The following is a 15,684-nucleotide window of genomic DNA, read 5'->3' as shown; positions in this document are numbered from 1 at the left end:
GCTGGGCTATGGGGCCTTCGTTGTTTGGGGAGGCCGGCTCGGCGTATCGATGTCCCCCTTTGTGGGGGAGATGCCCGGCAGGGCAGAGGGGGGTGGCCCAAGAACGCAACGGCCTAAACCTCATGGCTATGCCCCGTCCTCAGCCCCTCGCGGACGCGGTGGGCGATTTCCAGGAACTCCGGCGTGTCGCGGATGTCGAGCGGGCGTTCGGCCGGAAGCGTGGAGTCGATCACGTCGGTGACGCGGCCGGGGCGCGGCGACATCACCACGATCTTGGTCGAGAGGTAGACCGCCTCGGGGATGGAGTGGGTGACGAAGCAGATCGTCTTGTTGGTGCGGGCCCAGAGTTTCAGCAGCTCTTCGTTCAGATGGTCGCGGACGATCTCGTCAAGCGCGCCGAAGGGCTCGTCCATCAATAGCAGGTCGGCGTCGAAGGCGAGCGCGCGGGCGATTGAGGCGCGTTGCTGCATGCCGCCGGAAAGCTGCCAGGGGAATTTCTTCTCGAAGCCGGAAAGACCGACGAGGTCGAGCGCCTCGGCGATGCGCCTCGTCCGATCGGCGCCGCGGTAGCCCATGATCTCCAAGGGCAAGGCAATGTTGTTCTCGATGGTGCGCCAGGGATAGAGCGCCGGCGCCTGAAAGACGTAGCCGTAGGCGCGGGCTTTGCGCGCCTCCGCCGGCGTCATGCCGTTGATCGAGATTTCGCCCGAGGTGCTCCTTTCGAGATCGGCGATGACGCGGAGGAAAGTCGTCTTGCCGCAGCCGGACGGGCCGATGAAAGAGACGAAATCGCCCTTGCGGACATCGAGATTGACATCGCTCAGCGCCCGCACCGGGCCGTCATTCGCCTGGTAGGTGAGACAGAGGTCCTTGGCGGATACGACGGAGGGTGCTTGCATCAATGCGACCGATCTTGTTTTCCCCGCTTGACGGCGGTTTGCATGTTACCATCGCTGCCGGCTTTGCCGGCGGCGCAATTCTTGGAGGAAGAAAATGGACGCGACATCAAAACCCACCTGCCACATCGTTCGTCCCAAGCACGCCTATGACGGCAAGCAGGGGCTCAGCTATTTCGAAGGGATAGCGGCCGAGACTGTTGGCGCCACGGGCATCTGCATGCACCTCCTGACGATCCCGCCCGGCGTGCGTGCCAAGGCGCACCTGCACGAGGCGCATGAGACGGCGATCTACGTGCTCTCCGGCGAGGCTCATACCTGGTACGGCGACCGGCTGGAGCATCACGTCATCACCCATGCCGGCGAACTGTTCTACATCCCGGCCGGCGTGCCGCATATGCCTGCGAACCTCAGCAGCACGCCCTGCACGGCGGTCATTGCGCGCACCGATCCCCACGAGCAGGAAAGCGTCGTGCTTTTGCCGGAACTGGACGCGCTGGTGCCGGCGTGAAGTCATCCGCATGAAGGCGTCGTTCCCCGGTTGATGGCCGTATCGCTATGCTCCATCGTCATACGCCGGTTGCCGGGATGCCACTGCGTTCCACTTTGCGCGGAGAGGTGATCTCCTTCCAGGTGGACAGCGCCTTGCTGACTGCCGTCACCGGTTCGCGCCTGACGAACTCGCCGTGGCCCTCGCGGGTCTTGATCGTGCTTTCCTCGATCGCGACGACGCCGCGCGTCAGCGTGTAGCGCGGCAGGCCAGTCACTTCCTTGCCCTCGAAGACGTTGTAGTCGATCGCCGACTGCTGGGTCTTGGACGAGATGACCTTCGAACGGTTCGGGTCCCAGACGACGATATCGGCATCGGCGCCGACGAGGATCGCGCCCTTCTTCGGATAGATGTTGAGAATCTTGGCGATGTTCGTCGAGGTGACGGCGACGAACTCGTTCATCGTCAGTCGGCCGGTGTTGACACCGTGTGTCCAGAGCATCGGCATGCGGTCTTCCAGGCCGCCTGTGCCATTCGGGATCTTGGTGAAGTCGCCGACGCCGAAACGTTTCTGCGCCGTGGTGAAGGCGCAATGGTCGGTCGCGACCACCTGCAGCGAACCGGAGGCGAGCCCCGCCCAGAGGCTATCCTGATGCTGCTTGCTGCGGAAGGGCGGCGACATGACGCGACGAGCGGCGTGATCCCAGTCGGGATTGGAATATTCGCTCTCGTCGAGCGTCAGGTGCTGGATCAGCGGTTCGCCATAGACGCGCATGCCCTTGGCGCGGGCCCGGCGGATCGCTTCATGCGCCTGCTCGCAGGAGGTGTGGACGATGTAAACAGGGCAGCCGGCCATGTCGGCGATCATGATGGCGCGATTGGTGGCCTCACCCTCGACTTCAGCCGGCCGGGAATAGGCATGCGCCTCGGGGCCGTTATTGCCCTCGGCGAGCAGCTTTGCCGACATCGAGGCGACGACATCGCCGTTTTCGGCATGCACCAGCGGCAGCGCGCCGAGCTCGGCGCAGCGCTGGAACGAGGCGAACATCTCGTCGTCATCGACCATCAGCGCACCCTTATAGGCCATGAAGTGCTTGAAGGTGTTGATGCCCTTGTCGCGGACGATGGTCTCCATCTCCTTGAAGACCTGCTCGCTCCACCAGGTGACCGCCATGTGGAAGGAATAGTCGCAATTGGCGCGGGTCGATTTGTTATCCCACATGGTCAGCGCCTCCAGCAGCGACTGGCCGGGGGCGGGAAGGGCGAAATCGACCACCATGGTCGTGCCGCCGGAAAGCGCCGCGCGCGTGCCGCTCTCGAAATCATCGGAGGAATAGGTGCCCATGAAGGGCATTTCGAGATGAGTGTGCGGGTCGATGCCGCCCGGCATGACAAAACAGCCGGAGGCGTCGAGCGTTTCGTCGCCCGAGAGGTTCGGACCGATTTCGACGATCTTGCCGCCGTCTATCTTGACATCAGCCTTGTAGGTGAGGTCGGCCGTGACGATGGTGCCGTTCTTGATGACTGTGGTCATGATTGTTCCCTATTCTTTTCTTTGGATTCGCCTGGTGAATAGAAGCTGAGCGTTTCCTCGCTGGCTTCAAGCCGGCCTTCCAATGCTGCCAGGATTGTTTCGAGTACGGAGCGTCTTTCGCGAGAGACTTCCTGATTCCAGAAGCGCAGGACAGAATAGCCATTTGCATTAAGCCATTCGGTTCGGCGTTGATCGCTGACGTTTTCGGCATGCTGGAAGCCATCGACTTCGACGATCAATCGTTTTTCGCGACAGAGGAAATCGACAATGAATGGCCCAAGCGGGACTTGCCGTGCAAATTTATAACAGTTCAAGCGGCGGGCGCGCAGGTCGCTCCAGAGATGGTATTCTTCTTCGGTTTCGTTTTGACGAAGCTGTCGAGCTTGTGCTGTTTTGACTGGGCGATGTTTGCGGATATCCTGTTTGATAATTTTGGTCGCGCCCGGAGCCCCCTCATCCGCCCTTCGGGCACCTTCTCCCCGAGGGGAGAAGGGAGAAGCCGCGACGTTCGCCATTCCCTTCTCCCCAGCGGGGAGAAGGTGGCCCAAAGGGTCGGATGAGGGGGCTCCGGGTTCCGCAGCAGACATCACACCACGATCTCCGCCGTCTCGACCACCGCATGGAACAGCACGTCGGCTCCGGCTGTCGCCCATTCCTTGGAAATTTCTTCCGCCTCGTTATGGCTGAGCCCGCCGACGCAGGGGCACATGACCATCGTGGCAGGCGCGACCTTGGCGGCCCAGCAAGCGTCGTGGCCGGCGCCGGAGATAATGTTCATGTGGCTGTAACCGAGCCGTTCGGCGGCGGAGCGAACCGAGGTGACGAGCTTTTCGTCGAAGGTGACCGGTGCGAAATGGCCGATCGCCTCGATGGAACAGCCGACGCCGAGCGCGTCGCAGATGCCAGGCGCCTCACCCTCGATCTTTGCCCGCATGCGATCGAGCTTGGCCTTGTCGGGCGAGCGGATGTCGACAGTGAAGACCACTTTGCCCGGCAGCACGTTGCGGGAATTCGGCGAGAAGAAGACTTGGCCGACGCCGCCGACGGCGCCCGGCTGCTCGCTCATCGCAACGCCCTGTACCATTTCCAGGATGCGCGACATGGCGAGGCCGGCATTGACGCGCATGTTCATCGGCGTCGAGCCGGTATGGGCCTCCTTGCCGGTTAACGTGAATTCCAGCCACCACAGGCCCTGACAGTGGGTGACGACGCCGATCTGTTTGTCCTCTGCTTCAAGGATGGGGCCTTGCTCGATATGATATTCGAAATAGGCGTGCATCTTTCGGGCGCCGACCTCTTCGTCGCCGACCCAGCCGATGCGCTTCAACTCGTCGCCAAACAGATTGCCCTCTGGATCCCTGCGGTTATATGCGAAGTCCAGGCTGTGCACGCCGGCAAAGACGCCCGACGCCAGCATGGCAGGGGCGAAGCGTGCGCCTTCCTCGTTCGTCCAGTTGGTGACGACGATGGGGTGCTTCGTCTTGATGCCGAGGTCGTTCATCGTGCGCACGATTTCGAGGGCCGAGAGCACGCCAAGCACGCCATCATATTTGCCGCCGGTTGGTTGGGTGTCGAGATGAGAGCCGACATAGACCGGCAGGGCGTCGGGATCAGTGCCGGGGCGGGTGGCGAACATCGTGCCCATGCGGTCGACACCCATGGTCAGGCCCGCCTCGTCGCACCATGTCTTGAAAAGGCTGCGGCCCTCGGCATCCGAATCCGTCAGCGTCTGACGGTTGTTGCCGCCGGCGATTCCGGGGCCGATCTTCGCCATCTCCATGAGACTGTCCCAGAGACGGTCGCCATTGATGCGCATGTTCTCGCCTGGTGCTGCCACCATTCTTCAAGCCCTCACCTGTTTGCGGCAGTCATGCAAGGGGCATGCCCGCCTGTTCCCGTGGTCCTTTCCCGCGCCTGTTGTTGGTTTTGTCGAGCGCCGGAAAATCGCCAGTTGCCTTTGTTTTTCATCTGGCGGATATTTGACCGATTGGTAAACATTACAACTTCCACCGCGGGGCTCAAGACGAAAATCACGAAATTTGCCGATAAAAATGCGGGCAGTTGCTCAAGAAAGCGCCAGGGGTCGCCTCTGCCGAAACTTGAGGGAAGAAGTTGAATATCAAGGGGAAACAATAGCCGATGGCTATTCCGAGAGCAGCGAAGACCCAGAGGCGAACGCGAATCCAGGAGGAGAAGGAAGAGCAGATTCTGGAGGCGGCGCTCGACGTGTTTTCGGCACGCGGCTTTCGCGGTTCGACGATCGACCAGATCGCCGAAGTCGCGGGCATGTCGAAACCCAATCTGCTTTATTATTTCCGCACCAAGGAAGCGATGCACCGGGCGCTGATCGACCGGGTCCTCTATACCTGGCTGGAGCCGCTGCGGGCCTTCGACGCCGAGGGCAATCCGGAAGAAGAAATCCGCAGCTACATCAGGCGCAAGCTGGAGATGGCGCGCGATTTTCCGCGCGAGAGCCGGCTGTTCGCCAATGAGGTGCTGCAGGGCGCACCGCATATCGAGGACGAATTGAAGGGGCCGCTGAAGCAACTGGTAGACGAGAAGGCGGAGGTCATCCGCGCCTGGACGAAATCAGGCAAGATCGTTGAATGCGATCCCTACCACCTGATCTTCTCGATCTGGTCGACGACCCAGCACTATGCGGATTTCGACGTCCAGGTGCGCGCGGTGCTGGGGCAGGAACATTCCGGCGAAGGGCGCTTCGAGGATGCCGCGCGGTTTCTGGAGCAACTCTTTATTGGCGGGCTGCGGCCGGAGGGTGGCTAACAGCTCGATTTCCTGAGAAGATGCCTTTTTCAGCTCATGACCGCCGGCAATTCCGCGGCCAGCCTATCGATGGCAAGACGCACTTTCGGCAGCATCACCGGCGATCGCGGCCAGACGGCATAGGCTTCAAATATGGTGGATGGCGTTTCAGTCAGAACCCGCACGAGTTCACCTGAGAGGACCTTGTCCCGCACCAGCCAGCAGGTCAGCCAGGCAAGCCCGCGGCCTTCAACCGCGGCGTCTGCGATCGAGGCGAGATCATCGAGCCGCAACCGAGATTTCGGCAGAACTTCGCGTGCGGGGCCGGACGGAGCCGGGAAGGTCCAGGCCTTGTCATTATCACCCCTGCGATAGACGATACCATGATGGCGGGCGAGATCGTCGAGCGTTTGCGGCACGCCATAGTTTTCGAGATAAGCGGGCGAGGCGCAGACCGTCATGGACTGCCGGGCGATCGTTCGCGCCATCAGGTCGGGATTGTCCTTCAGCGGACCGTTGCGGACGGCAAGGTCGAAGCCGTCCTCCAGGAGATCGACGACCCGATCGCTGAAGGATAAGTCCAATTCGAGATCGGGGTGGTCGTCGAGCAGGCGGGTCAGGATCGGAGCGGCGCAATGACGTCCAAACAGCGCCGGCATCGATACCCTCAGCCTGCCGCGGACCTCGCGCCTGCCCGATTCAAGTTGGGCCTCGCCGATCCGGATTTCCTCGATGGCTTTCAGGCAGCGCTCATAGAAGAACCGGCCCTCGTCGGTCAGGCTCTGGGTCCGGGTCGTGCGGTTGAAGAGCCGGACGTCGAGTCGCTGTTCGAGCCTTGCGATCGTCTTGCTGACTGCCGAGCGGGTGAGGTGAAGCCGTTCGGCGGCGGCGGAGAAACCGCCGGCTTCGACCGTCTGGACGAAGATCGAAATCCCCTTCAATTGCTCCATCTTTGTTTCCTTTATGGCGCCAGTTCGACGACATAATATCGCAACAGGCGATGAATATTCAACGATATACCTGCTGCTCCTCCAATCGAGAAGGAGCAGGAGATGCAGACGACAAAGCAGTGGCAAACCGATGCCGTTGGGCCGGAGGCCAATCTGAAGATCGGTGAAGCGAGAATTCCCGACGTGTCTGGCAGGATGATCCGGGTGCGGTCGCAGGCGGTCTCCCTCAATTTCCGCGACAGGCTTGTGCTCGAAAGCGGCATGGGACTGCCGCTGCAGTTTCCCTTTGTCCCGGCCTCGGACATGGCAGGCGTGGTTGAGGCCGTCGGGCCGGATGTCACACGCTTCAAACCCGGAGATCGAGTTATCTCCACCTTTTCCCCGGATTGGATCGATGGACGCGGCCCGGGCAACGCGCGTAATCTACCCTACCAGACGCGCGGCGGCTTCCATCCGGGCGTGCTGACCGAACACACCGTGTTTTCAGAGGAATGGTTCACGCATGCGCCGAAAACTCTCGATGCCGCTGAAGCGAGCACGCTGCCCTGCGCCGGACTGACGGCATGGTTCGCGCTGATCGAATGCGGCAAGCTCAAGGCTGGCGACAAGGTGCTGGTGCAGGGAACCGGCGGCGTCGCGCTCTTCGGCCTGCAGATCGCCAAGGCGCATGGCGCCGAGGTCTTCATCACGTCAGGCAGTAGCGAAAAGCTCGACCGGGCGCTGGCGCTCGGCGCCGATCATCCGATCAACCGGCACGAGGGCGACTGGGTGGCGCAGTTCCATCAACTGACCGGCGATTACGGCGCCGACCACGTCCTCGAAATCGTCGGCGGACCACATCTCGGCCAAGCGCTGAAGGCTGTGGCGATTAACGGCCGCATTTCGGTGATCGGCGTCCTCGAGGGTTTTGAGATCTCGGCGCCGGTGGCGCCACTGCTTCTCAAGGCGCCCGTCCTGCAGGGAATTACGGTCGGTCACCGCAGGGCACTGGAGGATCTGGTGCGCGCCGTCGACCAGACCGGGCTGAAGCCTGTTATCGACAGGCGTTATGGCTTCGAAGAGCTGCCGCAGGCGCTCGATCATCTCTATCGAGGCCCCTTCGGCAAGATCGTCATTGAGTTTTGAGACATGAGGCTCCCTGCGCATCGTGGAGGGGAGCCTTCTGTTATTCGGCAGCGATGGTTTCGGTTTCGAAGGCAAAACCCTCATCGGCCCAGCCGGTCATGCCGCCGATCATCAGCTTGGCTCTGAGGCCGAGCTTGGCAAGGCGAAAGGCCGCCTTGTCGGCGCCGTTGCAATGAGGACCAGCGCAATAGAGGACGAAGAGCGTGTTTCTTGCCCATTCCGACATGCGATGTGCGGTCATCTTGCCGTGCGGCAGGTTAATCGCGCTCGGCACATGGGACTGCGCAAACAGTGCCGGCGAGCGCACGTCGAGAAGAACGAAATCGACCTTACCAGCTGCGAAAGCGGCGCGGACATCCGAACAATCGGTCTCGAAGGCGAGCTTAGCGGCATAATGGGCGGCGGCGAGGTCAGGCTCGGCGGCGGGGATTTCGGAGACGGCGCTTGGCATCGGTCTTTCCTTTCGTGCTGGATTGCCCCCTGATATCGCCGATGTTAAAGCTTGGCGAAATTGGCCATCATGACTGACAGCGTAAAGATCATGCCAAACATATCTCCGAAGACGAACGGACCGCTGGTCGCGGTGCTTGCCTATGACGGGCTCTGCACCTTTGAATTCGGGATAGCTTATGAGGTCTTCGGCCTGCCGCGTCCTGAGATGGGCGAGGGGTGGTATCGCTTCTCCGTCTGCGGCATCGAGCTGGGGCCGCTTCGCGCCGCCGGCGGATTGACGGTCGCGGTCGACAGGGGGCTGGAAGTACTCGACGCGGCGGACCTGATCGTCGTGCCCGGCTGGCGGTCGATCGATGCGCCGGTGCCGGAACCGCTTGCCGCCGCTCTCAAGGCAGCGCATCAGCGCGGCGCGCGCATCATGTCGCTCTGTTCCGGCGTTGCAGTCCTTGCCGGCGCCGGACTGCTTGCCAACCGCAGGGCGACAACACATTGGCGCTATGTCAACTCGATCGCGGCGCGCTATCCCGACATCACGCTCGACGCGGATGTACTCTACATAGATGAGGGCAGCCTGCTGACAGCGGCCGGCAGCGCCGCAGGCATCGATCTCTGCCTGCATGTGGTTCGCGGCGATTTCGGCTCAGAGGCGGCAAACAGCGTCGCCCGCCGCCTCGTGGTGCCGCCGCACCGCGAAGGCGGGCAGGCGCAGTTCATCGGCGCGCCGGTTCCGGAGGAACGCGAGGGCATACGCCTCAGCCCGCTGATCGACTGGATGCGCGCAAGCCTTGCCGAGGAGCAGCCGATCAGCCTGCTCGCCAAAAGGGCCGGCATGAGCATACGCACTTTCCAGCGCCGCTTCGAAGCGACGACGGGTCTCAGCGTCGGCGAATGGCTGCTGAAGGAGCGGCTGCGCCATGCGCGCGACCTTCTCGAAAGAGAACTTGCCGTATCGCTCGACGATATCGCGATATCAAGCGGCTTCGGCACGCTGGCGACGATGCGGCACCACTTCCGCAAGCGGCTGGGCACGAGCCCGCATGCCTATCGGAAGTCATTCGGCGGCTGATCGCGTGATGCCAACATAGGGTGCAACTTTTCAAAGAGTTCGAGATCGCCGAAAACCGTCACTCCGTCGGTTGGCAAAGCGCGCACTGGCTCGAGAGCTTCACTTACATTCTATCGCGAAGGTTTCGTATGGCTTGAGCTCAACAGTTTCGCCGATCATGTGCACTGGTTCATAATTGCAGATGAGGCATTCTCCGTTGATAGCGAGCTCCGTCGGCAAACTCAGCGTAATGTCCCTGGGTGTGAAGTTGGCGACCACTATGATCCAGCTCCTGTCGAGCGTGCGGGTATAAACGAAGACATCGGGGTGCTGGTCGAGCCAGGACCGGTACTCGCCATAAACGATAACAGGGTGGGTTTTCCGGAGAGCGATCAGCTTGCGATAATGATTCCAGATCGACTTCTCGTCCTTGATGGCCGCTTCGGCGTTGACCTTAGGATAATTGGGATTGACCTCGATCCAGGGGACGCCTGTGGAAAAACCGCCATAGGGGGCAGCACTCCATTGCATCGGCGTGCGGGCGTTATCGCGGCCGTTCTCGTTTGCTCCGCGGATGAATTCCTCCGGTGAAAGGCCGGCCTCCACGTGCAGCCTGTGCACGTTAATAGTTTCGATATCGCGATACTGTTCGATGGAGGTGAAGGGAACGTTCGTCATGCCGATCTCCTCGCCCTGATAGACGAAAGGCGTGCCCTTCAGGAGATGCAACGCGGTCGCAGCATCTTCGCCGACTCAACGTGATAGCCAGTGACATTGCCGTAGCGCGAGACTGCGCGCGGAAGATCATGATTGCCCCAGAAGAGCGAATTCCACCCATCTTCGGATAGAGCAAGCTGCCATTTGCTGAGGACGGTCTTGAGGTTTACAAGGTCGAACGGCTTCGGGCGCCATTTCCCATAAACCGCGTCCCATTGCTGGGTGACGTGCTCGAACTGGAAGATCATCGACAGTTCCCGGCGTTCACGCCCCGGAATAGAGGAGCGCTGCGCCGGGTGTGGCGCTCCAGGCTTCGCCGACCGTCAGGATATCGCGGCTGCCAAAGGTCTTGGCATTCATCTCCCGCAGATAATCGTGCAAATGTGGTCCGTCCTTGACGAGCTCCTGATCCACTTGCTTGCCGATATAGTCGATGACATCCATGCGGAAGCCTGCAATGCCGCGCTCGAGCCACCAGTTCATCATGTCATAGATTTCCGCCCGGACCTTCTCGTTGTCCCAATTGAGGTCCGGCTGGCGACGGGAAAACATGTGCAGTATTCGCCGGTGGGATCTTGGGAGAACACCGGTGGTGCGCGTGGGTTCCATCAGGCCGGACTTCATCCCAACTTCCCGTTCGTAGCCGTGGCGCGGCTCAAGGAACCCCCTCCCTCCGGAACCGTTAGAAGGTGTGGCAACAGAGATTATCGGGAGACCGTCGCGGTGCCGAACCGAAGCAGCAGCTGGTATGCATAGGCTATTCCATATTCGAAGGTACAGAACCCGTCGTAGGCAAGCACCGCGACCAGCAGTGCGGGTGCCGATGCAATGGTGGTCGGAGAGGAAGGCGGGGTTCTGCAGTGCGAATGTCGGAAAACTGTGTCAGCCGATCGTCGCCGACGGACCGTTTTCCTACAAGACGGAAATCGATTTTAGCGGCATGCAGCCCAGGAAGTTCAGAGATCTCATCGGCGATGTGGAGTTCGAAGGTATCCTCCAACCACGCCCGGAGCTCGAGCCCTATGCCGACCATTGGTTTGTTTCGGAAGGAAACGGATCATGACGCTCATCGGTTATCACGCATCCCATGAACAATTTTCGCCAAGTGAGCTCCTTGGATATGTGCAGGCGGCGGAAGCTGCAGGTTTCGGCGCCGTGATGTCGTCCGATCATCTGACGCCATGGAGCGAGAGGCAGGGTCAGTCAGGCTTTGCTTGGGCCTGGTTAGGGGCGGCCCTCCAGGCGACGCGGTCTATTCCCTTCGGTATCATAACCGTCCCTATGGGCTGGCGTTATCATCCGGCGATTACTGCACAGGCCGGCGCGACGATCGCAGAGATGTTTTCCGGACGGTTGCCGTGGATCGCGGTCGGCAGCGGGCAAGCCATGAATGAACACGTCATGGGTGAACGCTGGCCTTCCAAGGCAGAAAGAAATGAACGACTGCGAGCGGCGGTCGAGATCATACGGGACTTATGGTCGGGGAAGCTTGTCAGTCGGTCAGCGCCGATCAAAGTCGATCAGGCGCGGGTCCATACCCTGTCGAACAGGCTTCCCCGCATTGTCGCCGGTGCTCTTTCGCCCGAAACGGCCGGGTGGGCGGGAGAATGGGCGGATGCGCTTATCACCATCAACCAGCCGCCCGACAAGCTCGGCGAAGTCGTCGATGCCTTCCGCCGTGGCGGCGGGAAGGACAAGCCGCTCTATTTACAGGCGCATGTGTCCTATGCCGACTCCGAAGGCGAAGCCAGGGCAAACGCTTTCGACCAATGGCGGAGCAACGCGATTTCGGCCGCGATCTCGGAAACGCTTCGTTTGCCGGAGGAGTTCGACGAGGCGTGCCTGAAGGTGCGGCCCGAAGACATGGATGAGCATGTGCGCATCTCGGCCGATCCGCAACAGCACGTCGAGTGGCTGAAGGCCGATATCGCGATGGGATTTGAAGAGATTTATATCCACAATGTCGGGCGCAACCAGCGCGAGTTCATCAAAACCTTTGGACACGAGGTCGTGCCCGCTTTCAGCATCGGCGCGCCGATTGCTGCAGGCGATCTCTCGATCCGAGCGGACTTTGAGGGCAGGCCAGGTATCAGCTGATGAGGACTTCAAAAAGTGCGGCTGGTCATGCGCGCGCCGCCCACCGGTCGCCTGCCTAAAGGAGGTATCATGTTCAAGAAATACGCCTACGCCTGGATCACAGTCGGCTTCTTTCTATTTTCGCTCGCCGGCCATTGGTTATTTGGCTGGTTTGCCTTTGTCGGCGAGCAACAGAGCCACGGTCAAGCCCCTGATATCAATGCCTACCTGATGGAGATGAGCCGAGACACCTTTGAAAACTGGCAGTCCGAATTCTTGCAGTTGCTCTGGCAGGTCGTCGGTCTTGCCTACTTTCTCTATATCGGCTCTCCGTCTTCGAAGGAAAACGATGATCGCACCGAAGCGAAACTGGACGCTCTGATCAGATTAAATGCCGGAGAAAAAGCTGAAGCGATTATCGCCGAGATCGATAAGCACTTCATGAGAACCGGTGGACATGCGGGACCCTACGCCCACGAGTTGGAGACGCGCAGGGGCCCCCAGAGGACCGGCGACGCCACTTAGGCAGGCCCAGCTGGCCCACGGAGCTGCCGGTTCGGTTGCATCCTTGCAGCCGGCCGCTTGGGCACCTCACGGAGGTACGCTAGTGAACGGAAACAAGTCCCTCCAGACGACGTTCGATCTATGGCAGTCAGGAGGATTCGTGCCACACGATGAACAGATAATGGCGATCGCCGGTGCGCTTGAACGCCGGCAGGCCATCTTGTTCGTTGGGGCAGGCATATCGATGAATGTCGGCTTGCCGTCGTGGACCTGCCTCATCGACCACATGTTGGTGGATCTCGGCCTGCCGTCGTCGTTCGCCGCCGAGCACGGCACCACCTATCAGGAAATCGCCGAATATTACCGGCTGAAGCACGGGTCATTGTCTCAGTTGGTCGCATGGATGAAGCGCGAGTGGCAGATTTCGCCGGAGCAACTGAGGAGTTCCGAGTTGCATCGGCTCATCGTGGAACTGGACTTTCCTCTCGTTTACACCACAAATTATGATGCAAATCTCGAAATGTCCTATGAGACATTCGAGCGGCCGTTCACCCGGATCACAAGTGCGAAAGACATGGCGGCCGCGCCAGCCGGCAAAACGCAGATCGTCAAATACCACGGTGATTTCTCCGATCCCGACACGCTGGTGCTGACCGAGTCGGATTATTTCGACCGCCTGTCATTCGACGCTCCCTTGGATATTAAATTCAGGAGCGATGCCTTCGCCTCGACGTTGCTGTTCATCGGCTACAGCATGTCCGATCTGAATATTCGCTTTTTGCTGCATCACTTGTGGTCAACATGGCGGGGGACAGGACTGGACCGACACCGGCCACCACTTTTTCTCTTCATGCACGAGCCAACCGAAGTCCAGGTGCATGTTCTAAAGAGGTGGGGTGTTACCGTCCTCAGTGGCGAGGGCGAGAATTCAGGCCACTCCCTCGCTCAGTTCCTCGAACGTCTGCTGGAACGCCGAAGCCCGGGTGCCTGCCGTTAGCTACCAGGAGTCTCCGGCTCGCAAAATGCCGGCCTGCCATTCCTCCATCGGCACTGCCGAGGCGTTTTGCCGGTTGTCGACTTTTACGGGGGCGAGAACCAGGGCGATATCCCCGTTCAACACCCAACGCTTCTGAAAGTCATAGGGGCGGCGTCCGCTGCCACCGTAGGCGGCATCTTCACTCGACCACCAGAGATGCCATTGGTGACCTCTTGGTGAAGCAAAAAGCGGGTCCGGCAGACTGTCGATCACGAGATCATTGCCGAAGTTGATCAGCAATAGTCTCTCCTCAGACGGTTTTTCCGCGAAGAATCTGAGGAGGAAGGCGGTGCTGGAGGCGCTGGACAAGATACTGCCGTCCAATTGCCCGTCACGGGCGCAGGCTTGGCGGGAAAATGCCTTTTCTGTCTGACGCAGATTCAGCAGGTCGCGATGAAGCTGAACGACTGCCGCGTTCCTCTCCCATTCGGCCCAATCAAGCTTCACCTTGTCGAACGTCTCGCGAGCACATGGATCCGCCATGTGTCTGATGAGTTCTTCATCCCGAAGGTTCGGGAATTGACTGATAAAATCGCGCCGTCCCTGCCGTACGATGTCGGCGATTTCTCCTGTGTGATCAGCGAAATAATAGAACGGGGAAGAGGAACCAAACTCCTGCCCCTGAAAGAGCATGGGCGTCTGCGGCCCCAGCAGCTGGAGCGCCGTCAGGGCTCGAAGGCGAGCCGGCGATGTTATGTGGCCGATCCTCGCTCCTGTGCCGGAGTTAGCGACTTGATCGTGGTTTTGGAGAAAGTGTACGAAATTCCACGGCTTGAGGTCGAGCCCCGCAGTGCCCCGTGGTTTGTCCTGCCAATCATATCTTTGTCCCTGAAACAGGCAGCCATATTTGGCGGCGGAAACGAGCTCCTGAGCGGTACCACAATAATCATGAAAATAGGCTTCGTTGCGGCCCGTCAGCGCCACTGTCGCGGAGCGGTGGAAATCCTCATTCCACAAGGCGTCCAGCCCATGCCCTCCCACCTCAGCCGGCCGCACCATACTGGTTTGTTGCGGCTCATTTTCGCTGACGAGATAGATTTGACGCTGTCTCGCTGCTGCGCGAGCTTCCCTGGCGATAACCGTGACGATGTGTTCGCGGCTTGAGTCGAATAAGGCCTGTGTTGCATCGATGCGCAGTCCATCAAAATGAAATTCGTCGATCCAATAAGCCGCGTTCTTTGCGACATACTCGCGAACGCCACGGCTGTTCGGTCCATCGAAGTTGATCGACTTGCCCCACTCGTTCGAATAACGCTCCGTGAAATAGTCTGGTGTGAATTCGCAAAAACGCTCACCTTTACCGAAGTGATTGTAGACGACGTCGAGGATCACCCCAATGCCGATCCGGTGGGCTTCGTCGACAAAGGCGCGCACATCATCCGGTGGTCCATAGAGTCGGGTCGGAGCATAGAGCAACGTGCCGTCGTAACCCCAGCCGAACTCGCCTTCAAATTCGTTGATCGGCATGACTTCCAGGCAGTTGATGCCAATCGACCGGAGTCTTGCCAGCTTTTCCCTGGCCGCCGCAAAGGTCCCCTCCCTTGTGAAGGTGCCGACGTGCATCTCATAGAGAGCGGCTCCGAAGGGGGACATTCCTTGCCAATGGTGATCGCGCCACTGATACCGCGTCGGATCCACGACGACTGATGGCCCCGATGGACCCTCCGGCTGAAAACGCGAGGCAGGATCGGCAAGAAGATCACCTGCGTCCTCAAAGTGAAACCGGTATCGCGTCCCTGCAGCCAGACCGGGCAGATAGAGGCAGAAGTAGCCGCCTTCCTCCGCCGTCATCTCATATCCGGAATTTTCCTCGATGACGAGGAAACAGCGTTCCCTGGCAGGGGCCCATAGCCGGAACGAAACGCCGCCGGCATCAACCTCCGCTCCGATCGGGAGGCGTCGGCTCCAACGGGGGGGTGCCGGTCTCGATTTTTCGCTGCTTGAGTGGTCGTGCATGGCTCTCTCGCGGAGATCGCCTGCGCTAACTTCGGCAGCCTCATGATGTTCCCGCTTCAGGGTCGTCCATCAAGCCGGAAATCCGGATTTGCAATCTAGCGTTACGCCGCGGACGCGCTGGTCCGCGGCGTTGCGAAGC

The 15,684-nt window shown here is 60.2% G+C and carries 17 protein-coding genes; 7 read left to right on the top strand and 10 right to left on the bottom strand.

The annotated features are described in order from the left end of the window. Positions 1-113: 113 nt before the first annotated feature. The gene (locus CO660_RS22990; protein WP_085779168.1) at positions 114-899 is read right to left on the bottom strand and encodes an ABC transporter ATP-binding protein; all 786 of its coding nucleotides are present in this window, start codon (positions 897-899) and stop codon (positions 114-116) included. 94 nt (positions 900-993) lie between these two features. Between CO660_RS22990 and CO660_RS22985 the strand changes: the two genes are divergently transcribed. Further along, positions 994-1,407 (top strand): cupin domain-containing protein, encoded by a 414-nt coding sequence (locus CO660_RS22985; protein WP_011426527.1) that lies wholly within the window; start codon positions 994-996, stop codon positions 1,405-1,407. 58 nt (positions 1,408-1,465) lie between these two features. On the opposite strand, the gene hydA is transcribed toward CO660_RS22985, so the two are convergent. The 3 genes from hydA to CO660_RS22970 are packed head-to-tail and all read right to left on the bottom strand — an operon-like array spanning position 1,466 to position 4,760. Next, entirely contained in the window at positions 1,466-2,920 is a 1,455-nt protein-coding gene (gene hydA / locus CO660_RS22980; RefSeq protein ID WP_097600654.1) for a dihydropyrimidinase, read from the bottom strand. Beyond that, positions 2,917-3,507, bottom strand: coding sequence for an endonuclease domain-containing protein (locus CO660_RS22975; RefSeq protein WP_097600653.1), 591 nt, complete (start codon positions 3,505-3,507; stop codon positions 2,917-2,919). Before CO660_RS22975 ends, hydA begins: the two co-directional genes overlap by 4 nt. Next, positions 3,507-4,760 carry a Zn-dependent hydrolase gene (locus tag CO660_RS22970; RefSeq protein WP_097600652.1) on the bottom strand — a complete coding sequence of 418 codons (1,254 nt, stop codon included), beginning with the start codon at positions 4,758-4,760 and terminating at the stop codon, positions 3,507-3,509. Before CO660_RS22970 ends, CO660_RS22975 begins: the two co-directional genes overlap by 1 nt. A gap of 299 nt (positions 4,761-5,059) precedes the next feature. Here CO660_RS22970 and CO660_RS22965 point away from each other — a divergent pair, with 299 nt between their 5' ends. Then, positions 5,060-5,704, top strand: coding sequence for a TetR family transcriptional regulator C-terminal domain-containing protein (locus CO660_RS22965; protein WP_085779165.1), 645 nt, complete (start codon positions 5,060-5,062; stop codon positions 5,702-5,704). A 29-nt stretch (positions 5,705-5,733) separates the two neighbouring features. Here CO660_RS22965 and CO660_RS22960 read toward each other — a convergent pair whose 3' ends face one another. Next, positions 5,734-6,633, bottom strand: coding sequence for a LysR family transcriptional regulator (locus CO660_RS22960; RefSeq protein ID WP_097600651.1), 900 nt, complete (start codon positions 6,631-6,633; stop codon positions 5,734-5,736). Between the two features lie 102 nt (positions 6,634-6,735). Between CO660_RS22960 and CO660_RS22955 the strand changes: the two genes are divergently transcribed. After that, positions 6,736-7,758 (top strand): NAD(P)-dependent alcohol dehydrogenase, encoded by a 1,023-nt coding sequence (locus tag CO660_RS22955; RefSeq protein ID WP_097600650.1) that lies wholly within the window; start codon positions 6,736-6,738, stop codon positions 7,756-7,758. A 40-nt stretch (positions 7,759-7,798) separates the two neighbouring features. On the opposite strand, the gene CO660_RS22950 is transcribed toward CO660_RS22955, so the two are convergent. After that, positions 7,799-8,209, bottom strand: coding sequence for a rhodanese-like domain-containing protein (locus CO660_RS22950; protein WP_097600649.1), 411 nt, complete (start codon positions 8,207-8,209; stop codon positions 7,799-7,801). 69 nt (positions 8,210-8,278) lie between these two features. Between CO660_RS22950 and ftrA the strand changes: the two genes are divergently transcribed. Continuing rightward, on the top strand, positions 8,279-9,277 hold the full coding sequence (ftrA, locus tag CO660_RS22945; protein WP_097600648.1) for a transcriptional regulator FtrA: 999 nt from the start codon (positions 8,279-8,281) through the stop codon (positions 9,275-9,277). 99 nt (positions 9,278-9,376) lie between these two features. On the opposite strand, the gene CO660_RS34520 is transcribed toward ftrA, so the two are convergent. Genes CO660_RS34520 through CO660_RS34510 form a run of 3 tightly spaced genes read right to left on the bottom strand, consistent with a single transcriptional unit; the run spans position 9,377 to position 10,525 of the window. Continuing rightward, a complete protein-coding gene (locus CO660_RS34520; protein WP_348627653.1) occupies positions 9,377-9,934 on the bottom strand; it encodes an alpha-glucosidase C-terminal domain-containing protein in 558 nt (185 codons plus the stop codon). 38 nt (positions 9,935-9,972) lie between these two features. Further along, on the bottom strand, positions 9,973-10,221 hold the full coding sequence (locus tag CO660_RS34515; protein ID WP_348627652.1) for an alpha-amylase family glycosyl hydrolase: 249 nt from the start codon (positions 10,219-10,221) through the stop codon (positions 9,973-9,975). A 16-nt stretch (positions 10,222-10,237) separates the two neighbouring features. Beyond that, complete coding sequence (locus tag CO660_RS34510) at positions 10,238-10,525, bottom strand: alpha-amylase family glycosyl hydrolase (RefSeq protein WP_348627651.1); 288 nt, start codon at positions 10,523-10,525, stop codon at positions 10,238-10,240. Between the two features lie 507 nt (positions 10,526-11,032). Between CO660_RS34510 and CO660_RS22930 the strand changes: the two genes are divergently transcribed. From CO660_RS22930 to CO660_RS22920, 3 genes are all read left to right on the top strand, one after another. After that, the gene (locus CO660_RS22930) at positions 11,033-12,070 is read left to right on the top strand and encodes a TIGR03885 family FMN-dependent LLM class oxidoreductase (RefSeq protein ID WP_097600647.1); all 1,038 of its coding nucleotides are present in this window, start codon (positions 11,033-11,035) and stop codon (positions 12,068-12,070) included. Between the two features lie 69 nt (positions 12,071-12,139). Next, positions 12,140-12,574 carry a DUF6766 family protein gene (locus CO660_RS22925; protein ID WP_097600646.1) on the top strand — a complete coding sequence of 145 codons (435 nt, stop codon included), beginning with the start codon at positions 12,140-12,142 and terminating at the stop codon, positions 12,572-12,574. Between the two features lie 160 nt (positions 12,575-12,734). Next, on the top strand, positions 12,735-13,550 hold the full coding sequence (locus CO660_RS22920; RefSeq protein ID WP_176536357.1) for an SIR2 family protein: 816 nt from the start codon (positions 12,735-12,737) through the stop codon (positions 13,548-13,550). Here the strand turns inward: CO660_RS22920 and treZ are convergent, their stop codons facing one another. Then, complete coding sequence (treZ, locus tag CO660_RS22915; protein ID WP_097600645.1) at positions 13,551-15,545, bottom strand: malto-oligosyltrehalose trehalohydrolase; 1,995 nt, start codon at positions 15,543-15,545, stop codon at positions 13,551-13,553. Between the last annotated feature and the right edge of the window lie 139 nt (positions 15,546-15,684).

The organism is Rhizobium sp. L9, assembly GCF_002531885.1.
Classification (GTDB): domain Bacteria; phylum Pseudomonadota; class Alphaproteobacteria; order Rhizobiales; family Rhizobiaceae; genus Rhizobium.
Note: the sequence above shows the minus strand (reverse complement) of the source record. Positions and strands in the feature narration are given on the sequence as shown.

Coding starts and splice junctions, on each gene's coding strand:
- CO660_RS22985 (WP_011426527.1), top strand. CDS start 994: ATGGACGCGACATCAAAACCCACCTGCCACATCGTTCGTCCCAAGCAC.
- hydA (WP_097600654.1), bottom strand. CDS start 2,920: ATGACCACAGTCATCAAGAACGGCACCATCGTCACGGCCGACCTCACC.
- CO660_RS22955 (WP_097600650.1), top strand. CDS start 6,736: ATGCAGACGACAAAGCAGTGGCAAACCGATGCCGTTGGGCCGGAGGCC.
- CO660_RS22990 (WP_085779168.1), bottom strand. CDS start 899: ATGCAAGCACCCTCCGTCGTATCCGCCAAGGACCTCTGTCTCACCTAC.
- CO660_RS22950 (WP_097600649.1), bottom strand. CDS start 8,209: ATGCCAAGCGCCGTCTCCGAAATCCCCGCCGCCGAGCCTGACCTCGCC.
- CO660_RS22960 (WP_097600651.1), bottom strand. CDS start 6,633: ATGGAGCAATTGAAGGGGATTTCGATCTTCGTCCAGACGGTCGAAGCC.
- CO660_RS22925 (WP_097600646.1), top strand. CDS start 12,140: ATGTTCAAGAAATACGCCTACGCCTGGATCACAGTCGGCTTCTTTCTA.
- treZ (WP_097600645.1), bottom strand. CDS start 15,545: ATGCACGACCACTCAAGCAGCGAAAAATCGAGACCGGCACCCCCCCGT.
- ftrA (WP_097600648.1), top strand. CDS start 8,279: ATGACTGACAGCGTAAAGATCATGCCAAACATATCTCCGAAGACGAAC.
- CO660_RS22970 (WP_097600652.1), bottom strand. CDS start 4,760: ATGGTGGCAGCACCAGGCGAGAACATGCGCATCAATGGCGACCGTCTC.
- CO660_RS34515 (WP_348627652.1), bottom strand. CDS start 10,221: ATGATCTTCCAGTTCGAGCACGTCACCCAGCAATGGGACGCGGTTTAT.
- CO660_RS22930 (WP_097600647.1), top strand. CDS start 11,033: ATGACGCTCATCGGTTATCACGCATCCCATGAACAATTTTCGCCAAGT.
- CO660_RS22965 (WP_085779165.1), top strand. CDS start 5,060: ATGGCTATTCCGAGAGCAGCGAAGACCCAGAGGCGAACGCGAATCCAG.
- CO660_RS34520 (WP_348627653.1), bottom strand. CDS start 9,934: ATGACGAACGTTCCCTTCACCTCCATCGAACAGTATCGCGATATCGAA.
- CO660_RS22975 (WP_097600653.1), bottom strand. CDS start 3,507: ATGTCTGCTGCGGAACCCGGAGCCCCCTCATCCGACCCTTTGGGCCAC.
- CO660_RS22920 (WP_176536357.1), top strand. CDS start 12,735: ATGGCGATCGCCGGTGCGCTTGAACGCCGGCAGGCCATCTTGTTCGTT.
- CO660_RS34510 (WP_348627651.1), bottom strand. CDS start 10,525: ATGTTTTCCCGTCGCCAGCCGGACCTCAATTGGGACAACGAGAAGGTC.